The organism is Microbacterium istanbulense, from assembly GCF_037204145.1.
GTDB classification, from domain to species: domain Bacteria; phylum Actinomycetota; class Actinomycetes; order Actinomycetales; family Microbacteriaceae; genus Microbacterium; species Microbacterium istanbulense.
Genome location: NZ_JBBDGN010000001.1, coordinates 582097 through 604586, shown reverse-complemented (window position 1 = coordinate 604586; position 22490 = coordinate 582097). Strand labels below are relative to the sequence as shown.

Here is a 22490-nt window from a genome sequence, read left to right as displayed (position 1 = left end):
GCCCGATGCGTCTCTGACATCCCACGGCACGGACTGCCGCACCCCGCCCGGTACCCTGGAACTCATGCTCAATATGGCCGAGGGCCTCGCCCGACTCGGCGCGCTCGCCGCGCATCCGGTCGTCCGCACCCTCGCCGAGGCGTTCCAGGATGCCGGATTCGAACTCGCCGTCGTCGGCGGCCCCGTGCGCGATGCACTCCTCGGGCGCCCCACGCACGACCTCGACTTCACGACGAACGCCCGCCCCGACGACATCCTCGCGATCGTCACGCCCATCTCGACCGCCCAGTGGGACATCGGGCGTGCCTTCGGCACGATCGGGGCGCGCGTGCAGGGCGAGCAGGTCGAGATCACGACCTACCGCGCTGATAGCTACGACGGCCTGACCCGCAAGCCGGTCGTCGAGTTCGGCGATGCGATCGACGGCGACCTCAACCGGCGTGACTTCACCGTGAACGCGATGGCGCTGCAGGTGCCTCAGGTGAAACTCATCGATCCGACCGGGGGCGTCGAAGACCTCGTCGCGCACCGCCTGCGCACCCCGATCGATCCGAATGTCAGCTTCGGCGACGACCCGTTGCGGATGCTGCGCGCCGCCCGCTTCTCGGCCCAACTGGGCTTCGACATCGATCCCGAGACCGCCGCGGCCATCGAGCGCCTGCGCGAGACACTGAGCATCGTCAGCCCGGAGCGCATCCAGGGCGAACTCGTGCGCCTCATGCAGACCGACGACCCCACCCGCGGCCTGCGGGTGCTCGTGGACACCGGACTGATCGAGCAGTTCCTGCCCGAGGTCAGCGCCCTGCGCCTCGAGGTCGACGAGCACCACCACCACAAGGACGTCTACGAGCATTCACTGACCGTCGTCCGCCAGGCGATCGACCTCGAGAAGACCCGCAACCCCGGTGCCGCGCCTGACGTCGCCCTGCGACTGGCCGCGCTGCTGCACGACATCGGCAAGCCGCGCACCCGCAAGCTCGAGCCCGGCGGAGGGGTCACCTTCCACCATCACGACGTGGTCGGCTCGCGCATGGCCCGCAAGCGGATGCAGGCGCTGCGCTTCGACGGGGAGACGACGGATGCCGTCGCCAAGCTCATCGAGCTGCACCTGCGGTTCTTCGGTTACGCCGAAGGCGCGTGGACCGACAGCGCGGTGCGCCGGTACGTGCGGGATGCCGGTGACCAGCTCGACCGGCTGCACATCCTCGTGCGCGCCGACGTCACCACCCGCAACAAGCGCAAGGCGGCACGGCTCGCGAGCGCGTACGACGACATCGAGCGTCGCATCGTCGAGCTGCGCGAGCAGGAAGAGCTCGACAGCATCCGCCCCGAGCTCGACGGCAACGAGATCCAGCAGATCCTGGGCATCGCGCCCGGCCGTGCGGTCGGCGAGGCCTATCGCTTCCTGCTCGAGCTGCGGCTCGACGAGGGTGTGATCGGTGCGGATGCCGCCGAGCAGCGTCTGCGCGAGTGGTGGGCGGCGCGGGAGAGCTAGGCCTTCGATCCTTCGTCTCGTCGCTGCGCTCCTCGCTCAGGAACCGAGCACGACAGGGCCCTTCGACAGGCTCAGGGACCGCCCTTCGACAGGCTCAGGGACCCAGCTGCAGGACCCAGGTGGCTCAGCGGACGATGAGGCGGGGCTCGACAAGCACGTGTGCGGTGCCGGCATCCGCCGGGCGGGGCGCGACGACGCTACCGGTGGGTCCCATCAGCAACTCCAGGGCGCCGGCGGCGACCTGCTCGGGCAGCTGCTCGACGCTGGAGAGCCCGAGCGCCTCGGCGGCCGGAGTGTTGTCAAAACCGTAGATCGGCAGTTCGGCTCGCCCGGCCTCGGTGGCCGCGAGATGCGCGCCGATGGCGAGCAGATCGCTCGCGCAGACCAGGGCATCCACCTCGCCGATCACTCCGGCGGCCACAGCCTTGGCCTGCTGGGCGTCGTCCTCTGCGGTCAGCCGCGGCCCGTGCTGCGTGCCACCGGTGCGCGCCCATCCGCGTTCGCGGTCGTCACCGGTGCCCGAGCCTTGCGGCCAGCCGAGAAAGCCGACGCGATCGCCGGCATGCGCGAGCGCGTGCGCGGTGGCCTGCGCCGTGCCGGCCGCGCCGTCGACATCGACCCACAGGTGTGCGGGGTCGGCGACGTCATCCTCACCCCAGGGGCGCCCGAACGACACGAATGGCAGCCCATGGTCGACCAGCCACTTCGTGCGCGGGTCGCCGTGGAATGTGCCGGTGATGATCGCGGCATCCACCTCGCCGCTGTCGGAGAGGTCGGCGAGCCGCTCGATCTCTTCTTCTGGCGTGCGGGCGGCGTACACCAGCACACGCATGCCGCGCGCTCCCGCATGCTCGGTGAGCGCGTGGATGAATCGGTCAAGCACCACACCCGAGACGCCGCCGGCGTAGGGGTCGAGATGGATGCCGATGGTCGAACTACGGCGAGTGCGCAGATTGCGTGCCGCGGCGAGTGGGCGGTAGCCGAGCTCGTCGATCGCGGCGTGCACGCGCTCACGGGTGGCGGGGCGGACGATCTCGGGGGAGTTCAGCACGTTCGACACGGTCTGGCGTGACACCCCCGCGCGGAGGGCGACGTCTTCGACCGTCGGTGACTTCGACATCCCACATCCCTCTCGTCGCCGGACGCACGCGGCGAAACCGGCCGCCGATGCACTCTTGACGCGCAACGACAGTGCGTTTATCTTAGGCACTGGCACTTGAATTTGAACGATCAAATTCCGGATCCCCTCCGGCCCCGACTGCATTAGAGATCCATCTCAAAGGAGAGAGACAATGACTCGCCACATCCCTCGCGCCGCCCTCGCCCTCGGTGCCACCCTCGCGGTAGGCACGCTCGTGCTCACCGGCTGCGGGTCCGGTTCCGGCTTCGACGAGCCGGCCGCCGACGACACCGCCGGCACGCTCACCAGCTCGGATGACGCACTGACGGTGCTGATCGGTTCGTCCGGCGACGCCGAGACCGCCGCCGTCGAAGAGGCCGTCGCCGCTTGGTCCGCCGACTCGGGCGTCGAAGCCAAGGTGCAGGTTGCCAACGACCTCGCGCAGCAGCTCTCGCAGGGCTTTGCCGCCGGTACCCCGGCCGACCTGTTCTACCTGTCCACCGATGCCATCGCCGGGTACGCCGGCAACGGCTCGCTGCAGCCCTACGGAGACGAGCTCGCCAACAAGGATGACTTCTACCCGTCCCTGGTCGAGAACTTCACGGTGGACGATGAGTTCTACTGCGCCCCCAAGGACTTCTCCACCCTCGCCCTGGTGATCAACACCGACCTGTGGGCCGAGGCGGGACTCACCGAGGCCGACATCCCCACCACGTGGGACGAACTCTCCGACGTCGCCGAGACCCTCACCACCGACGACCGCGTCGGCCTCGCCTTCGGCGCTGAGTACCAGCGCGTGGGCACCTTCATGGCCCAGGCCGGCGGCGGACTGGTCGTCGACGGAGCGGCCGTCGCTGACAGCGATGAGAACGTCGAAGCACTCGACTACGTCGCCTCGCACCTGAAGGACGGCACCTTCGCCTACGCCGCCGACATCGGCGCCGGGTGGGGCGGCGAGGCCTTCGGCAAGCAGATGGCCGCGATGGTCATCGAGGGCAACTGGATCACCGGTGCCATGACCAACGACTTCCCTGACATCGCCTACACGGTCGCCGAACTGCCGGCTGGCCCCGCAGGCAAGGGCACTCTGCAGTTCACCAACTGCTGGGGCATGGCCGCCGACAGCCCCAACCAGCAGGCCGCTCTCGAGCTCGTCGAGTACCTGACCAGCTCCGAATCGCAGCTCGCCTTCTCGGAGGCGTTCGGACCGATGCCGTCGATCCAGTCCGCCGCTGACGCGTGGACCGAGGCGAACCCGACCATGGCAGCGTTCCTCGCCGGGGCGGAGTACGCGCAGTTCATGCCGAACCTCGAGGGTGCCACCGACGTCGTCGCCGACTTCAACGCTCAGCTGGAGTCGCTGGAGACGACGGACCCGGCGACCATCCTCGACTCGGTCCAGCAGAACCTCAGCGCGATCGTCGAGTGACGGTGACCACGCAGCTCACGGTGCCGCGTCGCGGTGGGTCCCCTCGGGGCATCCACCGCGGCGAGGCCGCCGCCGGCTGGATCTTCACCCTTCCGGTGGTGCTGATCCTCGGCGTCTTCCTCCTCGTCCCCGTCGCCATGGCGTTGTGGGTGAGCTTCTCGGATTGGGGCGGCCGCGGGAGCCCCCTCGCCGAGACGACGAACTTCGTCGGCCTGAAGAACTACGCGGACATCACCTCCGGCGGAGGACTCGCCGAGCGCAACTTCGGCATCTCGCTGCGCAACAACGCCTGGTACGTGCTGCTGGTCGTCCCGTTGCAGACCGCGCTGGCCCTGTTCCTCGCGGTGCTGGTCAACCGTGCGGTGCTGCGCGGCAAAGGCTTCTTCCGTACCGCGTTCTACTTCCCGTCGGTCACCAGCTCGGTGGCGATCACGGTGCTCTGGCTGTTCCTGTTCTCGGCATCCGGAGTGATCAACGAGGTGCTCAGCTGGATGAGCATCGAAGGGCCGAACTGGTTCAACGACCCCTCGGGTGTGGTGCACAACCTGCTCGCTACCGTCGGGGTCACCACCCCGCCTCCCGCGCTGGCCGAAGGCGAGTTCCTCGGCATCAGCTGGTGGGAGTGGATCGCCGGCCCGTCCGTGGCGATGAGCGCGTTCATCCTGATGGCGGTGTTCACGACGAGTGGCACGTTCATGCTGCTCTTCCTCGCGGGCCTGCAGAACATCGGCGGCGATGTCGACGAGGCTGCGATGATGGACGGCGCGAACGGGTGGCAGCGGTTCTGGCAGGTCACCCTGCCTCAGCTGCGCCCGACGCTGTTCACCGTCCTCACCTTGGGCCTGATCGGCACCTGGCAGGTGTTCGACCAGATCTACACCGGCACGCAGGGGGGACCGGGCAAGACCACGCTCACCCCCGCCTACCTGTCGTATGACGCCGCGTTCAAGGGGCAGGACTGGGGCCAGGGTGCCGCTATCGCGTTCATCCTGTTCGCGATCATCGTGATCTTCACGCTGTTCCAGCGCTGGGTGCTGCGCGACCGGCCGGTCTCCCGCCGCCGCGCACGGGCCTACGAGATCGTGGGAGGTGGTTCGCGATGAGCGCCCTCACCTCCCGTCGTCTCACGCAGGGCGTGCTCTATGCGGTTCTGATCGTGCTGGCCGTGATCTACATCTATCCATTCCTGGTGCAGGTGGCGACGTCATTCAAGACGGATGCCGAAGCCACGGCTGACCCGATCTCCCTCATCCCGACGACGTTCACGACGGCCGCCTACGAGACCCTGTTCACCCGGTCGGCGTTCCCGACGTGGTTCACGAACACGGTGATCGTGACGATCTTCGTCACCGCCGGGCGCGTGTTCTTCGACTCGCTTGCCGGTTACGCCTTGGCCCGACTGCACTTCCGCGGGCGGGGGGTTGTGTTCGCAGGGCTTGTCGCCGTGATGGCTGTGCCGGCGGTGGTGCTGCTGATCCCGAAGTTCCTGGTGATCAAGCAGCTGGGCATCTACGACTCCTACGTCGGAATGATCCTGCCGCTGCTGGTGGATGCCGCCGGGGTGTTCATCATGAAGAACTTCTTCGAGTCGATCCCGGTATCGGTCGAAGAGCAGGCTCGGATCGACGGCGCAGGCACCTTCGGGACGTTCTGGTTCGTCGTGCTGCCGATGGCACGCCCCGCGCTCATCACGATCATCATCCTGTCGTTCCAGGGCTCGTGGAACGAGCTCAGCCACTTCATCGTCTCGACGCAGTCGCCGGAGCTGACCACCCTCACCAAGGGTGTCGCCTCACTGGCCAGCGGTGAGCTCAGTCAGGGCAACCAGTTCCCGATCAAACTCGCCGCCGCGGCGATCATGACGATTCCGGTCGCCGTGATGTTCTTCATCTTCCAACGCCACATCATGAATGCCAGTGAAGGAGCCGTCAAGGAATGACCTCGCTCGACGCCCCCCGCCAGCCTCTGCTGCACGACGCGGTGATCGCGTTGCACGCCCCCACTCAGGTGTGGTCGGCGCGCGACGGCGACCTCGGCGCCGCGCCGGTGGACGGCGTGTACCACGGTGACCTGCGCCACATCAGCGGGGTGCGCGTCGAGGTCGACGGAGAGCAGCCGGAGTGGTTGTCGACCGTGCCGGCGGATGCTGCGCACGTGCGCTTCGACGCGGTGCTGCGCCAGCTCGACGACGCGCAGCCCGACCCGAAGGTGCGCCTCACGCGCGAGCGCGAGGTGGTCTCGGGTCGGCTGCGCGAACGGCTCACGGTGACCTCATCCCGCGAGGTGGACGTGCCGTTCACACTCACGGTGCGCCTGCGGCCCGACTTCGCGCCCCTGCAAGAGGTGAAAGCCGGAACGGCGACCGCCCGCGCCTGGCAGGGCGACGGTCGCACGGCGACGGCGGGCGACGCCTCGTTCGAGGTGATCGCTCCCGACGCCGAGATCATCCGGGACGGCGACAGCATTCTGCTGCGGTGGCACCTCGCGGTGCCGGCACGGGGGAGGACCAGCGCCGAATGGACCGTGCAGCTGAGTGATCTCACCCTCGTCGTACAGGGGGCAGCAGCCCTCGCCCCCGTGGCCGCGCCCTCCACCGACGACCCGCGCCTGGCGCGGTGGGTGGCGCGCGCGGTGCCCGACCTGGATGCCCTGCGGCTGAGCCTTCCGGGGCATCCGGACGACGAGTTCTTCGCAGCCGGAGCGCCGTGGTTCCTGACGCTCTTCGGTCGCGACGCCCTGTGGGCGGCGCGCCTGGCCCTTCCGGCGATGCCGGAGATGGCCGGCTCGACCCTGCGGGTGCTGGCGCGACTGCAGGGCGAACGGGTCGACAAGACCTCCGCCGAGGCGCCGGGCAAGATTCTGCACGAGTTGCGCAGCGACACCCTCGAGATGCCGGGGGAGGGTATCGTGCTGCCGCCGCGCTACTACGGCACGGTCGATGCGACGCCGCTGTGGGTGTGCCTGCTCGCCGACGCCCACGAGCGAGGGATGCCCGAGGCGGAGGTGCGCGAGCTGCTGCCCGCGCTGCGCGCAGCGCTGGGCTGGCTGGTCGGCCACGGCACGGCATCCGGCAGCGGCTTCGTCGACTACATCGACGAGACCGGCCACGGCCTCGCGAACCAGGGCTGGAAGGACTCGGGCGACTCCATCCAATGGCGCGACGGCACCCTGGCGGCCGGTCCCATCGCCCTGTGCGAGGTGCAGGGCTACGCCTACGAGGCTGCCGTCCGGGGCGCCGCGCTGCTCGACGCGTTCGGCGAGCCCGGCGGCGACGAGATGCGCGACTGGGCGGCCGCACTGCGCGAGCGCTTCCGTGCCGCGTACTGGGTCACGACCCCGGAGGGCACCTACCCCGCGATCGCGCTCGACGGCACCGGCCGTGCGGTCGACTCGCTCACCAGCAACATCGGGCACCTGATCGGTACGGGCATCCTCGATGCCGACGAAGAGCGCCACTGCGCGGAACTGCTCCTCGGCTCGTCGATGTCGTCTGGCTTCGGCATCCGCACCCTGTCGTCGGAGGCGACGGGGTATTGGCCGCTCAGCTACCACGGCGGCAGCGTGTGGCCGCACGACACGGCGATCGCCGTGCACGGCATGGCGCGCGCGGGGTTGCCGGAGCAGGCGGATGCAGTCGTGGAACAGCTCATCGAAGCGGCAGAACAGTTCGGATACCGGATGCCGGAGCTGTACTCGGGCGACGGGCGCAGCAATGTCGCGGCGCCGGCGCCGTACCCCGCGTCGTGCCGTCCGCAGGCGTGGTCGGCGGCTGCCGCGATCGTGTGCGCTGCACTTCGACAGGCTCAGTGACCCAGTTCGACAGGCTCAGTGACCCAGTTCGACCGACAGGTCACAACTCAGTGACGCGCTATTAACCGGACGACGGCTGCGAGGTAGGGTGTACGTCATGTGTCGGCGCCTGCCCGACACCATTGGTCACAGTGTCGTACCAGCATTCCGACGCGCCCGCGCGGCGGATGATGCGCCGCCAGAGCCAGTGGAAGATATCGACGAAAAGACCACGGCGGTCCCGTCGTGGTCTCCCGATCACACAGGGGAACACATGTCACAGCGCATCACCAGGGGCCGTCTCGGCCTCGCCCTCGGCGCGTTCGGAGCCACCGCGCTCCTGCTCGCCGGCTGCACCACCTCCAGCACCGGCGGCGGTGGCGACGAAGGCAGCGAGGGCGGCGAGATCATCGTCGGCACGACCGACAAGATCACCTCGCTCGACCCGGCCGGCTCGTACGACAACGGCTCGTTCGCCGTGATGAATCAGGTCTATCCGTTCCTGCTCAACAGCGTGTACGGCACGGCCGAGGTCACGCCGGACATCGCCGAGTCCGCCGAGTTCACCTCGCCCACCGAGTACACCGTGAAGCTCAAGTCGGGTCTGACGTTCGCCAACGGCAACGACCTGACCGCCAGCGATGTGAAGTTCAGCTTCGACCGCATGGTCGCCATCAACGACCCCAACGGCCCCGCGTCCCTGCTCGGCAACCTCGACAGCGTCGAGGCCGTCGACGACACCACGGTCGTCTTCACCCTGAAGAACGGCAACGACCAGATCTGGCCGCAGATCCTTTCCAGCCCGGCGGCGCCGATCGTCGACGAGGACGTCTTCTCGGCCGACGCGGTCACCAGCGACGACGACATCGTCGCCGGCGAGCCGTTCGCCGGTCAGTACACGATCACCTCGTACAAGCTCAACGAGCTGGTCGCCTACAAGCCGTTCGCCGACTACCAGGGCAACCTGGGCGCGCCCGAGAACACCGCGGTGAACGTGCAGTACTACGCCGACGCCTCGAACCTGAAGCTCGCGATCGGCAACGGCGACATCGACGTGGCCTTCCGCAGCCTCTCGGCCACCGACATCGACGACCTCAAGGGCAACGACAAGGTGAAGATCGTCGACGGCCCCGGCGGCGAGATCCGCTACATCGTGTTCAACTTCGACACCCAGCCCTACGGTGCCACGACGGCAGAGGCCGACGAGGCGAAGGCGCTCGCGGTGCGTCAGGCCGCGGCATCCCTCGTCGACCGCGAGGCGCTCGCGACCGACGTCTACAAGGACACCTACAGCGCGCTGTACTCCTACGTGCCCGAGGGACTCCCCGGCGCCACCACGCCGCTGATGGACCTGTACGGCGACGGCAACGGCGGCCCCTCGCTCGACAAGGCGAAGGAGATCCTCGAGGCCGCCGGCGTCGAGACTCCGGTGAGCCTGAGCCTGCAGTACAACGGCGACCACTACGGCCCGTCCTCGGGTGACGAGTACGCCGCCATCAAGGCGCAGCTCGAAGAGGGCGGCCTGTTCGCGGTCGACCTGCAGCAGACCGAGTGGGTGCAGTACGCCGAGGACCGCACCGCCGACGTGTACCCGGCCTACCAGCTCGGCTGGTTCCCGGACTACTCCGACGCCGACAACTACCTGTCGCCGTTCTTCGCCACCGAGAACTTCCTCGGCAACCACTACTCGAACCCTGAGGTCGACGAGCTGATCGTCGCCGAGCAGACCGAGGGTGACCACGACACCCGGATGGAGATGCTGGGCGAGATCCAGGACATCGTCGCGAACGACCTGTCCACCCTGCCGCTGCTGCAGGGCAAGCAGGTCGCCGTGGTCGGCGCCGACGTCGAGGGCACCACGCTCGACGCGTCGTTCAAGTTCCGTTACGCACCGCTGACGAAGTAACAGGCGAGACCGGACCGGGGGCGCCGCGGGCGCAGACAGCGCCACGCGACGCCCCCGGTTTCGGTGTGCGACCCCGAGTGAGGTTCCCCCACAATGACCGTGCCCACCATTGACGAAGCGCTGGCGCCCACGCCGGTGCTGCGCCGTAGCTCCAAAGGCGGAGGCCTCTGGCGCTACATACTCATCCGCCTGCTGCTGATCATCCCGACGGTGCTCATCCTGGTCACCCTCGTCTTCTTCCTCATGCGGCTCACCGGCGACCCGATCACCGCGGCGCTGGGCGGCCGGCTCCCCCCGGAGCAGCTCGCCGAGCGCATCCACGAGGCCGGCTACGACCGCCCGCTGTTCGTGCAGTACTTCGAGTACCTCGGCGGCCTGCTGCGCGGCGACTTCGGCACCACGCTCACCGACCGCCGCCCCGTGATCGAGATCCTGCTGCAGTACGGCGCCGCGACCCTCGAGCTGGTGTTCTACGCCCTCATCGTGGCGTTCATCGTCAGCATCCCGCTGGGCCTGATCGCCGCCTACCGTCGCGACAAGTGGCAGGATGCCGTGCTGCGCATCATGGCGATCCTCGCCTACGCCACTCCGATCTTCTTCGTGGGCCTGCTGCTCAAGCTCGTCTTCTCGGTGTGGCTGGGTTGGCTCCCGGTCTCGGGCCGCGGCACCACCCGCACCGAACTCGTCATGAGCGGGGTGGAGAATCCCACCGGCATCTACATCGTCGACGCGCTGCGCATCGGCAACATGGATGCCGTGATGGACGTGCTCTGGCACGCCGTGCTGCCTGCCGTGGCGCTCGGTCTGCTCACCGCCGGGGTGTTCCTGCGGCTCATCCGCACCAACGTCATCGGCACGCTCGGTCAGCAGTACGTCACCTCCGGTCGCTCGCGCGGCGTGAGCGAGTTCCGCCTGGTGACCAAGCACGCCTACCGTCCGGCGCTGATCCCCATCATCACCGTGATGGGCATGCAGATCGCCCTCATGCTCGCCGGCGCCGTGCTCACCGAGACGGTGTTCGAGTGGAAGGGCCTGGGGTTCGTCCTCGCCGAGTACCTGCAGGCGCGTGACTTCGTCGCCGTGCAGGGCATCGTCGTGATGATCGCCGTGATCGTCGCGGTGACCAACTTCATCGTCGACATCGTCGCGGCCGCCATCGACCCGAGGGTGAGGTACTGACATGAACACGCCTTCTCGTGACCTGCCCACGCCGCAGACCAGCGCGCTTGCTGCCGTCTCGCCGCGCAAGAAGAGCCTGCTCGACCGTCTGCCCGTCATCTCGCACCTGCGACAGAGCGTCGGCCTGCAGCGGGGCATGCTCATCACTGGTCTCGCGATCACGATCATCTTCGTGCTGGTCGCCATCTTCGCCCCCCTGCTGGCTCCGTACAGCTGGGCGCAGCAGGCCGTCGACGGGGTGAAGTTCGGCTCCCAGCAGCCGCCCAACGCCACCAACCTGCTCGGCACCACCGTGTCGGGCTTCGACGTGCTCTCGCGGGTGATCTGGGGAGCGCAGACCGCGCTGCTCGTGATCCTCGCGGCGATCGCCTGCTCGATCTTCCTCGGCATTGCGCTCGGCCTGCTCTCCGGGTACTTCGGGGGCTGGCTCGACCGCGTCCTCGTCGTCATCTGTGACGCGATCTACGCCTTCCCGTCGCTGCTGCTCGCGATCGTCATGTCGATCGTGATCAGTCGCGGACAGTCCACGCTGCTCGGTGGCATCCTCGCCACCGCCCTGTCGATCACTGTCGTCTTCGTGCCGCAGTACTTCCGGGTGATCCGCGCCGAGGTCGTGCGGGTGCGGGCGGAACCGTTCGTCGAGTCGGCGAAGGTGATCGGTGTGCCGACGCGGCGCATCCTGCTCCGTCACGTGCTGCGCAACTCGACCCGTTCGTTGCCGGTCGTGATCACGCTGAACGCCTCCGAGGCGCTGCTGACCCTGGCGGGTCTCGGCTTCCTCGGTTTCGGCATCGAGGCCACGGCCGCCGCGGAATGGGGCTACGACCTGAACCGCTCGGTCGCCGATGTGACCAGTGGCATCTGGTGGACCTCGGTGTTCCCCGGATTGGCGATCGTGCTGGTGGTGCTCGGCATCACGCTCGTCGGCGAGAGCCTGAACGACCTGAGTGATCCCCGGTTGCGTACGCGCCGCCGGGCGGGAGGTGCGAAGTGAGCGACATCGCGCAGATCGATGACCTGAAGGTCGTCTTCGCCACCGACGGTGAGCCCGTCGAGGCGGTCAAGGGCATCAGCCTCGCCGCCGGCGCCGGAGAGGTGCTCGCCATCGTCGGCGAGTCGGGTTCGGGCAAGACGGTCACCGCAAACGCGCTGCTCGGGTTGCTGCCCGAGACGGCGACGCTGTCGGGGGCCGTCATCGTGCGCTCGCGCACGGGCGATGAGACCGACGTGGTGCGGGCGTCGCCGCAGCAGCTGCGCGCGATGCGCGGGCGGGATGCCGCGATGGTGTTCCAGGAGCCGTCCACGGCGCTCAACCCGGTGTACCCGGTCGGGTGGCAGATCGCCGAGGGCATCCGCGCGCACCGCAAGGTGAGCAAGAAGCAGGCGCGCGAGATGGCGATCGATGTGCTGCGCCGGGTCGGCATCCCCGACCCCGAGCACCGCGTCGACGACTACCCGCACCAGTTCTCCGGCGGCCAGAAGCAGCGCATCGTGATCGCCATGGCCGTGGTGTTGGATGCCGGGCTGATCATCGCCGACGAACCGACCACCGCACTCGATGTCACCGTGCAGGCCGAGATCCTCGACCTGCTGCGGCGCTGCCGCGACGAGTTCGGCGCGACGATCGTGCTCATCACCCACAACATGGGTGTGGTGGCCGACCTCGCCGACCGCGTCGTGGTGATGTACCGCGGCGACATCGTCGAAGAGGCGCCGGTGCGCGAGCTGTTCGCCCACCCCCGCGAGGAGTACACCCGCGAACTGCTGGCGGCTGTGCCGCACGTGGGCCAGGGCAAGTCGGCCCGGGTGGCGTCGGTTGCGGAGCCTGCCGCAGGGGCTGAGCCTGTCGCAGGGCCTGCCGCCCCCGCGGGCTCGGTCATCGTCGCCGAGCGCGCCGAGATCGGCTACCCGGGCCGGTTCGGCCGCGGCGGGGTCGTCGCGGTGAAGGGCGTCGACTTCTGGGTCGGCCCCGGCGAGGTCGTGGGCCTAGTCGGCGAGTCCGGTTCGGGCAAAACCACGATCGGCCGGGCCACGGTGGGACTCACCCAGGTCATGGGTGGTTCGCTGAAGGTGCTCGGGCAGGAGATGAACGGGGTGAAGCAGCGCCAGTTGGCGCCGCTGCGTCCCGACATCGGGTTCGTGTTCCAGGATCCGGCGACGAGCTTCAACCCGCTGCTCACGATCGCCGAGTGCATCGCCGAGCCGCTGCTCGTGCACGGCCGGGCCTCGAACGCGCAGCAGGCGCGCACCCGCGTGAACGAGCTGCTCGATGCGGTGCGGCTGCCGACGAACTTCGGCGACCGGTATCCGCACGAGCTTTCCGGTGGTCAGCGTCAGCGGGCATCCCTCGCTCGCGCGCTCGCCCTCGACCCGAAGCTGCTGATCGCCGATGAGCCGACCAGTGCGCTCGACGTGTCGGTGCAGGCCAAGGTGCTCGACCTGTTCGTGCAGCTGCAGGCCGACCTCGGCTTCGCGTCGCTGTTCATCAGCCACGACCTGGCGGTCATCGACGCGGTCGCCGACCGGATCATCGTGCTGCAGCAGGGTGTGATCCGCGAGCAGGGCACGACCGCGCAGGTGCTCGGCGACCCGCAGGACAGCTACACCCAGGAACTCCTGGCCGCCCTGCCCGTGCCCGACCCGGTCGAGCAGCAGCGCCGTCGCGAGCACTGGGAGTCCGTGCGCCGCCGCGCGTAGCATCCACGCTCCCGCGCCCCCGCGCCCCGCGCAGTGAGCAGAAAAGCACCGGAATCCGTCGCTTCCGGTGCTTTTCCGCTCACTCGGCGCTACCCATGCCTCCCGCCCGCGTAGCGGAGCAGAAAAGTGCTGCTCCGCGGGCCTGTGCAGCAGCACTTTCCTGCTCGCTCGGCGCAGCGGATGCCTCAGCGGGTCGGCTCTGGGGCGGCGCGCGGGCCTCAGGTGCGGGGCCAGGTCCAGGCGTGCCGCAGGATGACGGCGAGCACGAAGAACTCGAGGGCAATGGCCAGCAGGTAGAACGGCATCCACTCCGTGCCGATCTCGCCCACCGCGTTGAACGCTGCGAACGGGATCTGGATGGCAACTGCCGCGAGGTTGGCGATGCGGCCTGCCCGCGCGGGCAGGATCGCCGAGAGCACGACCATCAGGATGGGGATCGCCAGGAGGGCCAGTGCGGTCACCGCCCAGGCCGGGGTGACGTCGAACTGCCAGACGATGCCGTCGAGGATGTCGTCGACGACGCCGGGTTTGTAGAAGGTGATGAAGTCGACATACAGGTACAGCAGCACGAAGCTCGCCCAGGCGACGGCGAGTGTGGTTCTGACCGGTACCCGCTGGTCGTCCAGCGCGGTTGTGGGTCGGTGAGTGCTCATTGCAGGCTCCCTTGGATGTGAGGACGAACTGTCCGACACCGATGCTCGTCCGCCCCCGTCCAGGGCGTCATCGGTCTGCGGGGTCGAATCCACTCGGCCGAAAGTACGGTCTTGTGCTCGTCCACCCGCCCGATGCACACGAGCGCGAACCGGCGGAGTATCGAGGCATGTGTGATCCGAAGGACAGCAGGCCGTGCTGCGCTCGTATCCTGAGATCGTGAAGGGGCTGCTGCGGTCCGCGTGGAATGCGCCGAGCGCTGTGCCCGCTCCGCCGCGCCGAGTCTGGCGCGACTGGGCGCTGCTCGCCGTCCTCGTGGTGGCGGCGGTGACCGAGGGGATGCTGAGGATCGATCGCTCCTCGTCAGCGATTGACGTGATCGCGCTTCTCGCCGTCCTACCGACGGTGCTCTGGCGTCGCACCCAGCCGCTGCTCATGCTGGCGATCGTGTTCGCGGTGACGGTGCCGGTCGACCTGCTGTTCCCCGGACCGGGCCTGTACACGGGCCTGTTCGTCCTGGTGCTCATCTACGCCCTGTTCCGCTGGGCGGCGGGCCGTGACCTGATGCTCGCGACCGTGCTCGTGCTCGCGACCGTCGGCGTGTTCGTCGTGCGCGGCATCGGCCTCGACGACCTCGTCGGCGGGATCGCGCTGCTGCTCGCTGTCGCGCTGACAGGCATCGCCGTCCGTTACCGCGCCGGCGCCGAGCAGCGCTTGGTCGATGGCATCCGGATGCAGGAGCGCGAGCACCTCGCCCGCGACCTGCATGACACTGTCGCCCATCACGTCTCGGCCATCACGATCCGGGCCCAGGCCGGACTCGCGGTGGCGGAGCATGATCCGCGCGCGGGGCAAGCCGCGCTGCGGGTGATCGAGGAGGAGGCCGCCACGACCCTGCGCGAGCTGCGGGCGATGGTGCGCGTGCTCAGACAGGGAGAGACGGCCGAGCTCGCGCCGAGTCCTCGGCTCGACGACATCCATCAGCTCGCCGGAGCGACGCCCGCTGGCCCGGTGGTCACCGTGCAGGTGGTGGCCACGGGCGGCGACGTGCCACCACCCGTGGCCGCCGCCGTGTTCCGTCTTGCGCAGGAGTCCGTCACCAACGCGCTCCGTCATGCGCGGCAGGCGACCCGGATCGACGTCCTCGTCGAGGCGGATGCGGGTGGGGTGCGGTTGCGGGTGACCGACGACGGCGGGCCGTCCGCTCCGCCGACGCCGGGGTTCGGCATCATCGGCATGATGGAGCGCGCCGCCCTCTTGGGTGGCACGTGTGAGGCCGGTCCGGTGCGCGGTGGCTGGGCCGTGGTCGCGGTGCTGCCCCGCGCGGGGTGGGCAGCATGAGCATCCGCGTGCTCATCGCCGACGACCAAGAGCTGGTGCGCACGGGGCTGGCCATGATCCTCGATGCCCAGCCCGATATCGACGTTGTCGGCCACGCGGCAGACGGCGCCGAGGCGGTCGCGCTCGCGCGAAGCATCCGGCCTGACGTCTGCCTCTTCGATGTGCGGATGCCCGTCCTCGACGGTATTGAGGCGACGCGGATGCTCGCCGGGCCGGGTGTCGACGACCCGATGGCCGTCGTCATCATCACGACGTTCGATCTCGATGAGTACGTCTTCTCGGCGCTCCGAGCCGGAGCGAAGGGCTTCCTGCTCAAGGATGCCGGATCGCAGCTGCTCGCTCAGGCGGTTCGCGCTGCGGCGACCGGCGACGCCCTGATCGCGCCGAACGTCACGGTGCGCCTGCTCGAGGCGTTCGCGGGCGCGGGCCCCGCCGCATCCGTCCCGCCGCCGACCGAGCCCCTCACCGAACGCGAGGAGCAGGTGCTCACCCAGGTCGCGCTGGGGCGGAGCAACGGCGAGATCGCGAGTGAGCTGTTCATCACGCTCAGCACGGTGAAGACCCACATCGCGAGCGTCATGACCAAGCTCGGCGCGCGCAACCGGGTGGAGATCGCGATCTGGGCGCACCAAACAGGACGGATGCGCCCCCGCCGCGACCCCGGGACCCCCTAGCCCCGCCCCGCCCCGCCCGCCCCGCCTCGCCTTAGCGGAGCAGGAAAGTGCTGCTCCGCGGGCCCATGCAGGAGCACTTTCCTGCTGCGATAGGGCGCCGCGGGGGGTGCGGCGGGGTGCGGCGGGGGCAGCGGGCATTCCCGAGCAGGGCGTGGCGACTTACACTGGGCACACCCCGTCAGCGCTGATCGGAGGCTTCGTGCCCTCGCCGTGGTCCTCGTCGCGTGACGTCTCGCCGGAGATGTCGCGCCTGCTCATCGAGCGCGCGCACGAGGAGCTCGTCGCCGGCAACCTCGACGACACCCGCCTGCAGCAGGTGCGCCCGCTGGTGCGCGCCTCGTGGCAGCGCGCGTGGCATGGCCGGGTCGGCGCCGAGGGCAGGCCGCCGCTGGCTTTCACGCCGGAGGCGCTGGAGGAGTACCGCACCGGGCATCCGCTCGCCGGGGCGATGGACCTCATCCGCGGGCTGCTGTTGCCCGGGTCGCCCGAGGATTCCGGCGTCATCGTCGCCGTCGGCGACCACGCCGGTCGCCTGTTGTGGGTCGAGGGTGACCTGCAGCAGCGGATGCTGTCCGGCGAGATGGGCTTCGTCGAGGGGGCGAACTGGTCGGAGGCGGCCGTCGGCACCTCGGCGCCGGGCACCGCCCTCGCGCTCGGTGAAGCGGTGCAGATCCACCAGGCCGAGCACTACAACCGGCTCGTGCAGCCATGGTCGTGCACGGCGGCGCCGGTGTTCGACCCCGAGACCCGCCGCATCCTCGGCGTCATCGACGTCACCGGCGGTGCCGAGGCGGCGACACCGCAGGCGCGGATGCTGGTGGATGCCACGGCCCGCGCCGTCGAATCCGAACTGCTCGTCGCTCGTCTGCGCGCCCGCGCCGAGGCATCCGCGCCCAGCCGTTCGGCGCCACGGCGGCCCCCGCGAACGGCGGCGCAGCGCGCCCGGCTTCAGGTGCTCGGCCGCGACCGGGCCCGCCTCGAGGTGGACGGCGACGACAGCGAGACGGTCGTCGAGCTCAGCGCGCGCCACGCCGAGATCCTGCTCACACTCGCCGTGCACCGGCAGGGCCTGTCGGCCGAACGGCTCGCCGAACTCATCTACGGTGAAGGGTCGCCGGCCGACACGCTGCGCCCTGAGATGGTGCGGCTGCGCAAGGTACTCGACCGTCTCTCGCCCGACCTCGCACCGCAGTCGCGGCCGTATCGGCTGACGGTTCCGCTCGAGACGGATGCCCACGACGTGCTCTCCCTGCTCGACCGCGGCGCGCATCGGGTGGCGCTGTCGGCGTACCGGGGGCCCGTGCTGCCCGACTCCGTCGCGCCGGGAGTGGACGAGTTCCGCGAGGAGGTGCGGGCAGCGCTGCGCGAGGCGATGCTGTCGGAGGCGAGCCTGGATGTGCTGCTCGCCTACGCAGACATCCCCGAGGGACAGGCGGATGCCGAGATCCTGCGCCTCGCGCTGGGGATGCTCCCGGCCCGTTCGCCCAAGCGCGCCAGCCTCGTCGCGCGGCTGGAACGCCTCGACGCCTGACCCACCCGGCGGCGGCCCCTGAGCGAGGAGCACAGCGACGAGACGAAGGGTGGTTCCTGAGCGAGGAGCACAGCGACGAGACGAAGGGCTGGGACGCTTCGACAAGCTCAGCGACCCAAGGTGGCTCAGCGAACCGAAAGACGGTGTGACCCGGGAAGGTGGGTCCCTGAGCCTGCCGAAGGGCCCAGGGGGTCCGCAACCGGATGCAACGTTGCGCACGGGGGTGCAACGGGGCGCGGCCTAGCGTCGAGGCACACGAACGCGGCAGTGGCGCCGCGCACAGTCGCACATGTCGAAGGAGACATCATGACCATCGTCGAAGAGAGCGTGTCCACCGCATACGCCGCCCCCGGCCAGCCCGGTGCGGTCGCGAACTACCGAGCCCGCTACGGCAACTACATCGGCGGGGAGTTCGTCGAACCGGCCAGCGGCCAGTACTTCGAGAACGTCAGCCCCGTCAACGGCAAGCCCTTCACCGAGGTCGCCCGGGGCACCGCGGCCGACATCGACCGCGCCGTCGAGGTGGCCTGGCGCGCCTTCGAATCGTGGAAGCGCACGACGCCCGCCGAGCGCGCGGTGGTCCTCAACAAGATCGCCGACCGCATGGAGGCGCACCTCGAAGAGATCGCCGTCGCAGAGACGTGGGAGAACGGCAAGCCGGTCCGCGAGACCCTCGCCGCCGACATCCCGCTCGCGATCGACCACTTCCGCTACTTCGCCGGCGTGCTGCGCGCCCAGGAGGGCGGCATCAGCCAGCTCGACGAGAACACCGTGGCGTACCACTTCCACGAGCCGCTGGGTGTGGTCGGTCAGATCATCCCGTGGAACTTCCCGATCCTCATGGCCACCTGGAAGCTCGCCCCCGCGCTCGCCGCAGGCAACTGCGTCGTGCTCAAGCCGGCCGAGCAGACCCCGGCATCCATCCTTTTCCTCTTCGAGATCATCGGCGACCTGCTGCCGGCGGGCGTGGTCAACATCGTCAACGGATTCGGTATCGAGGCGGGCGCACCGCTCGCTCAGCACAAGCGCATCCGCAAGGTCGCGTTCACGGGTGAGACCACCACGGGCCGCCTGATCATGCAGTACGCCTCGCAGAACCTCATCCCGGTCACTCTCGAGCTCGGCGGTAAGAGCCCGAACGTGTTCTTCGAGGATGTCGCGGCCCGCGGCGACGCGTTCTACGACAAGGCCCTCGAGGGCTTCACGATGTTCGCGCTGAACCAGGGCGAGGTGTGCACGTGCCCGTCGCGGGCCCTCATCCAGCGCTCCATCTACGATGGCTTCCTCTCCGACGGACTCGAGCGGGTCGGCAAGGTCATCCAGGGCAACCCGCTGGATCCGGCGACGATGATCGGCGCGCAGGCATCCAACGACCAGCTCGAGAAGATCCTCAGCTACATCGACATCGGCAAGCAGGGCGGGGCTCGACTGCTCACTGGCGGCGAGCGGGTCGACCTCGGCGGCGACCTCAGCGACGGCTTCTACGTCGCCCCGACCGTGTTCGAGGGCACCAACGACATGCGCATCTTCCAGGAGGAGATCTTCGGCCCGGTGCTGTCGGTGACGAGCTTCGACGACTTCGACGACGCGATCTCGATCGCCAACGACACCCTGTACGGGCTGGGCGCCGGCGTATGGAGCCGCAGCGGCGACACCGCCTACCGCGCGGGCCGGGCGATCGAGGCCGGCCGGGTCTGGACGAACACCTACCACCAGTACCCGGCGCACGCCGCCTTCGGCGGATACAAGCAGTCGGGCATCGGCCGCGAGAACCACCGGATGATGCTCGACCACTACCAGCAGACGAAGAACCTCCTCGTCTCGTACGCCGAAGGCCCGATGGGTTTCTTCTGATCCGCACGTGACAACGGGCGGCGGACGGCCCCCAGATGCCCCAGCATCCGTCCGCCGCCCTTGTCCCCTTTCCCGAGGAGGTTTCGATGGTCAGCATCGGCAGCTACCAGCGCGTGGAGGTGACGGATGCCGCGGCATCCCTTCTGCGTGAGTTGACCGCCCAGCACGGGCCGCTCATGTTCCACCAGTCCGGCGGATGCTGCGACGGTTCATCGCCCATGTGCTACCCGGTGGGCATGTTCGTCACCAGTGCCGGCGACGTGCACCTGGGCGTGCTCGAGGTCGCCGGGCTCGACCCGATCGACGTGTACATGTCGGAGTCGCAGTTCGAGTACTGGAAGTACACGCACCTGACGATCGACGTCGTCCCCGGCCGCGGGGCGGGATTCAGCGTGGAGGGTCCGACCGGCATGCGGTTCCTGATCCGGTCTCGGATGCTGAACGACGCCGAACTGGAGTACTTCGGCCTGACCGCCTGAGTCCCTTCGCCGAGACCCCGCCTTCGCGCCGAGACCCCCAGCTGCAGACGTCCACAGCGCGGGGTGTGGGCGGCAGCCAGGGGTCTCGGTCGCTGGTCTCGACGTTACGGCACGACGACCGCGCGCCCGCGCACCTGCCCGTCGTGCAGCTTCGTGTACGCCTCGACCGCGGTGTCCAGGGTGAAGCGCTCCACGTGCACCCCGACCTCCCCGCTCCGCGCCAGGTCGAGCACCTCGATCAGTTCGCTGCGGCTGCCCCAGTAGGGCGCGCGCACCGAGGCGCCGAACGGCGTGGAGAAGAACCCGGTGGGAAGCAGCCCGCCGCCGATGCCGACGATCTGGATGTCGCCGTCGACGGCGACGACCTGCCGGGCGATGTCGAGTGTGGGCTGGATGCCGGTGAAATCGAACACGGCATCCGCGCCCTTACCCCCGGTCAGCTCACGAATCTTCTCGACCGCTGACTCATCCGACATGAGGGCGTGGTGCGCGCCGACCTCCCGCGCCAGCGCCAGCTTCTCTTCGCTGATGTCGAGGGCGATCACCGTCACCGGCGACACGGCCCGCAGAATCTGGATGCCGACGTGCCCGAGCCCGCCGGTGCCGATCACGACGGCCGTGGCACCTGCACGCAGCTTCGCCGCCGACGACATGATCGCGTGGTACGGGGTCAGGCCGGCATCCGTCAGCGACACCGTCTCGACGGGGTCGAGGTCACCGAGGGGAGCGAGGTGACGGGCGTCGTCGACGATGACGTACTCGGCCATCGCCCCCGGCGCACCCAGGCCGGGAGGGGCGATGCCGAGCTCGGCCGCGCGCGTGCAGTAGTTCTCCTTGCCCTGCGCGCAGGCGTGGCACTGGCCGCATCCCCACGGGCCGTAGATGGCGTACGAGCCGCCGAGCTCGATGCCCTCGACTCCGTCGCCGAGCTTGTCGACGATGCCGGCGCCCTCGTGACCGAGCGTGAGCGGCAGCGGGTAGGTGTACTGCTCGGCCGGCAGCCCCATCACGAACCAGTCGGAGTGGCACAGGCCAGCGGCGGTGACCTTGAGTCGGATCTGACCCGGCCCAGGCTCGGGCGTGGGGATCTCGACGAGTTCGGGGCCCTTTCCGATCTCGCGGTACTGGATGGCCTTCATGGCAGCTCCTCTCATGGAGGCATCCGATGCCCCCGGTCGTCAGTGGCGTTTGCGGCGCGCTCGCCGCACTTCCAGCCTGGCACTGCCGGTGGTCGCGGGGGTCGGGATGGCCGGGAGAATACCGGTTGGGCTTGCGACCCTTCGTCTCGTCGCTGCGCTCCTCGCTCAGGGACCTCAGGGCCCTTCGACAGGCTCAGGGACCCAGGCAGGCGCACACAGGCTCAGGGACCCAGTGGATCTCAGGCGGCGCCGTCGAGCATGGGCTGGGCGCGCACGGTCGCGGCGCGCAGCGCATCGGCGACGGCGACGACGGCGGGGATGCGCAGGGACTCGGCGCGCACCACCATCCAGTACGGCAGGCGTTCGGTGAAGGCCTCGGGCAGCAGGCGCACGAGGTCGGGATGCCGGTCGGCCATGAAGCACGGCAGCAGCCCGATCCCCGCTCCCGCGCGGGTGGCCTCCACGTGCACGAAGACGTTGGTCGAGGTCACCCCGTCGTCCATGTCGGGCACGACGCGGCGGGGCAGGTCGAGCGCTTCGACCTGCAGGATCGAGTCGACGAAGTAGACGAGCGGATGCCGCATCAGCTCCACCGGCGACGTCGGCGCCCCCGCGCGGTCGAGGTACTCGCGCGAGGCGTACATGCCCAGGGTATAGGTGCCGAGCCGGGTCATCTGCGAGCGCTGCGTCTGCGGCCGCCCCACCACGACTTCGATGTCGAGGCCGGGGCGGTGGTCGGCGGCGCTGCGGGTGACGGTCACGATCTCGGCGGTGAGACGCGGATGCGATGCGCGCAGCTGGGCGATCGCCGGGGCGGCGATGTAGGCGCTGTAGCCATCGGTGGCCGACATCCGCACCACTCCCGAGATCGGGTCGGGTTCGGCGGTCGCGCCGTTCAGCCGCGACATCGCCGCCTCGATGCGCCCGGCCGACTCGACCGCGTGCTGGCCGAGCTTGGTCAGCTCCCACCCGGAGGTGGTCTGCGACACGAGACGCCCGCCCATGGCATCCTCGAGGGCGGTGATGCGGCGCGCGATCGTCGTGTGGTCGACCCCCAGGTGGGCGGCTGCCGAGGTGTAGCGCCCGGTGCGGGCGACGGCCAGCAGCACGAGCAGATCATCCGCACGCGGCGGTCGTCGAACATCCATGTGTGCAATTCTGCACATACTCGTTGCGGCAGTGGGCATTGATTCGCATTGCGGCGTC

The 22490-nt window shown here is 69.2% G+C and carries 18 protein-coding genes; 14 read left to right on the top strand and 4 right to left on the bottom strand.

Annotated features, from left to right (window positions below):
- Positions 1–64: 64 nt before the first annotated feature.
- Positions 65–1495: a CCA tRNA nucleotidyltransferase gene (locus WDU93_RS02955; RefSeq protein WP_337317237.1), complete on the top strand. Its 1431-nt coding sequence runs from the start codon at positions 65–67 to the stop codon at positions 1493–1495.
- 124 nt (positions 1496–1619) lie between these two features.
- Here the strand turns inward: WDU93_RS02955 and WDU93_RS02950 are convergent, their stop codons facing one another.
- Positions 1620–2615: a LacI family DNA-binding transcriptional regulator gene (locus tag WDU93_RS02950; protein ID WP_337317234.1), complete on the bottom strand. Its 996-nt coding sequence runs from the start codon at positions 2613–2615 to the stop codon at positions 1620–1622.
- 172 nt (positions 2616–2787) lie between these two features.
- On the opposite strand from WDU93_RS02950, the gene WDU93_RS02945 reads away from it, so the two are divergent.
- The 8 genes from WDU93_RS02945 (at position 2788) to WDU93_RS02910 (ending at position 13615) form a co-directional block, all read left to right on the top strand.
- On the top strand, positions 2788–4044 hold the full coding sequence (locus tag WDU93_RS02945) for a sugar ABC transporter substrate-binding protein (RefSeq protein WP_337317231.1): 1257 nt from the start codon (positions 2788–2790) through the stop codon (positions 4042–4044).
- 2 nt (positions 4045–4046) lie between these two features.
- Positions 4047–5147, top strand: coding sequence for a carbohydrate ABC transporter permease (locus WDU93_RS02940; protein ID WP_337317228.1), 1101 nt, complete (start codon positions 4047–4049; stop codon positions 5145–5147).
- Complete coding sequence (locus WDU93_RS02935) at positions 5144–5983, top strand: carbohydrate ABC transporter permease (RefSeq protein WP_337317225.1); 840 nt, start codon at positions 5144–5146, stop codon at positions 5981–5983. The genes WDU93_RS02940 and WDU93_RS02935 overlap by 4 nt, the downstream gene beginning before the upstream one ends.
- Entirely contained in the window at positions 5980–7854 is a 1875-nt protein-coding gene (locus WDU93_RS02930) for a glycogen debranching N-terminal domain-containing protein (protein ID WP_337317222.1), read from the top strand. Before WDU93_RS02935 ends, WDU93_RS02930 begins: the two co-directional genes overlap by 4 nt.
- Before the next feature lie 253 nt (positions 7855–8107).
- Positions 8108–9739: an ABC transporter substrate-binding protein gene (locus tag WDU93_RS02925; RefSeq protein WP_337317219.1), complete on the top strand. Its 1632-nt coding sequence runs from the start codon at positions 8108–8110 to the stop codon at positions 9737–9739.
- 93 nt (positions 9740–9832) lie between these two features.
- Positions 9833–10918, top strand: coding sequence for an ABC transporter permease (locus tag WDU93_RS02920; protein WP_337317215.1), 1086 nt, complete (start codon positions 9833–9835; stop codon positions 10916–10918).
- A 1-nt stretch (position 10919) separates the two neighbouring features.
- The gene (locus WDU93_RS02915) at positions 10920–11912 is read left to right on the top strand and encodes an ABC transporter permease (RefSeq protein WP_337317211.1); all 993 of its coding nucleotides are present in this window, start codon (positions 10920–10922) and stop codon (positions 11910–11912) included.
- Positions 11909–13615: an ABC transporter ATP-binding protein gene (locus tag WDU93_RS02910; protein ID WP_337317208.1), complete on the top strand. Its 1707-nt coding sequence runs from the start codon at positions 11909–11911 to the stop codon at positions 13613–13615. The genes WDU93_RS02915 and WDU93_RS02910 overlap by 4 nt, the downstream gene beginning before the upstream one ends.
- Before the next feature lie 218 nt (positions 13616–13833).
- Here WDU93_RS02910 and WDU93_RS02905 read toward each other — a convergent pair whose 3' ends face one another.
- A complete protein-coding gene (locus WDU93_RS02905; protein WP_337317205.1) occupies positions 13834–14268 on the bottom strand; it encodes a DUF6326 family protein in 435 nt (144 codons plus the stop codon).
- Between the two features lie 193 nt (positions 14269–14461).
- Here WDU93_RS02905 and WDU93_RS02900 point away from each other — a divergent pair, with 193 nt between their 5' ends.
- The 5 genes from WDU93_RS02900 (at position 14462) to WDU93_RS02880 (ending at position 20145) form a co-directional block, all read left to right on the top strand.
- Positions 14462–15607 carry a sensor histidine kinase gene (locus WDU93_RS02900; RefSeq protein ID WP_337317202.1) on the top strand — a complete coding sequence of 382 codons (1146 nt, stop codon included), beginning with the start codon at positions 14462–14464 and terminating at the stop codon, positions 15605–15607.
- Complete coding sequence (locus WDU93_RS02895) at positions 15604–16281, top strand: response regulator transcription factor (RefSeq protein ID WP_337317200.1); 678 nt, start codon at positions 15604–15606, stop codon at positions 16279–16281. Before WDU93_RS02900 ends, WDU93_RS02895 begins: the two co-directional genes overlap by 4 nt.
- A gap of 199 nt (positions 16282–16480) precedes the next feature.
- Positions 16481–17812 carry a GAF domain-containing protein gene (locus WDU93_RS02890; protein ID WP_420064038.1) on the top strand — a complete coding sequence of 444 codons (1332 nt, stop codon included), beginning with the start codon at positions 16481–16483 and terminating at the stop codon, positions 17810–17812.
- 306 nt (positions 17813–18118) lie between these two features.
- A complete protein-coding gene (gene exaC / locus WDU93_RS02885) occupies positions 18119–19666 on the top strand; it encodes an acetaldehyde dehydrogenase ExaC (RefSeq protein ID WP_337317195.1) in 1548 nt (515 codons plus the stop codon).
- A gap of 86 nt (positions 19667–19752) precedes the next feature.
- Positions 19753–20145 carry a DUF779 domain-containing protein gene (locus tag WDU93_RS02880; protein ID WP_337317193.1) on the top strand — a complete coding sequence of 131 codons (393 nt, stop codon included), beginning with the start codon at positions 19753–19755 and terminating at the stop codon, positions 20143–20145.
- Between the two features lie 104 nt (positions 20146–20249).
- Here the strand turns inward: WDU93_RS02880 and WDU93_RS02875 are convergent, their stop codons facing one another.
- Both WDU93_RS02875 and WDU93_RS02870 read right to left on the bottom strand, forming a co-directional pair.
- The gene (locus WDU93_RS02875; protein WP_337317190.1) at positions 20250–21284 is read right to left on the bottom strand and encodes an NAD(P)-dependent alcohol dehydrogenase; all 1035 of its coding nucleotides are present in this window, start codon (positions 21282–21284) and stop codon (positions 20250–20252) included.
- A gap of 239 nt (positions 21285–21523) precedes the next feature.
- On the bottom strand, positions 21524–22432 hold the full coding sequence (locus WDU93_RS02870) for a LysR family transcriptional regulator (RefSeq protein ID WP_337317187.1): 909 nt from the start codon (positions 22430–22432) through the stop codon (positions 21524–21526).
- Positions 22433–22490 lie beyond the last annotated feature (58 nt).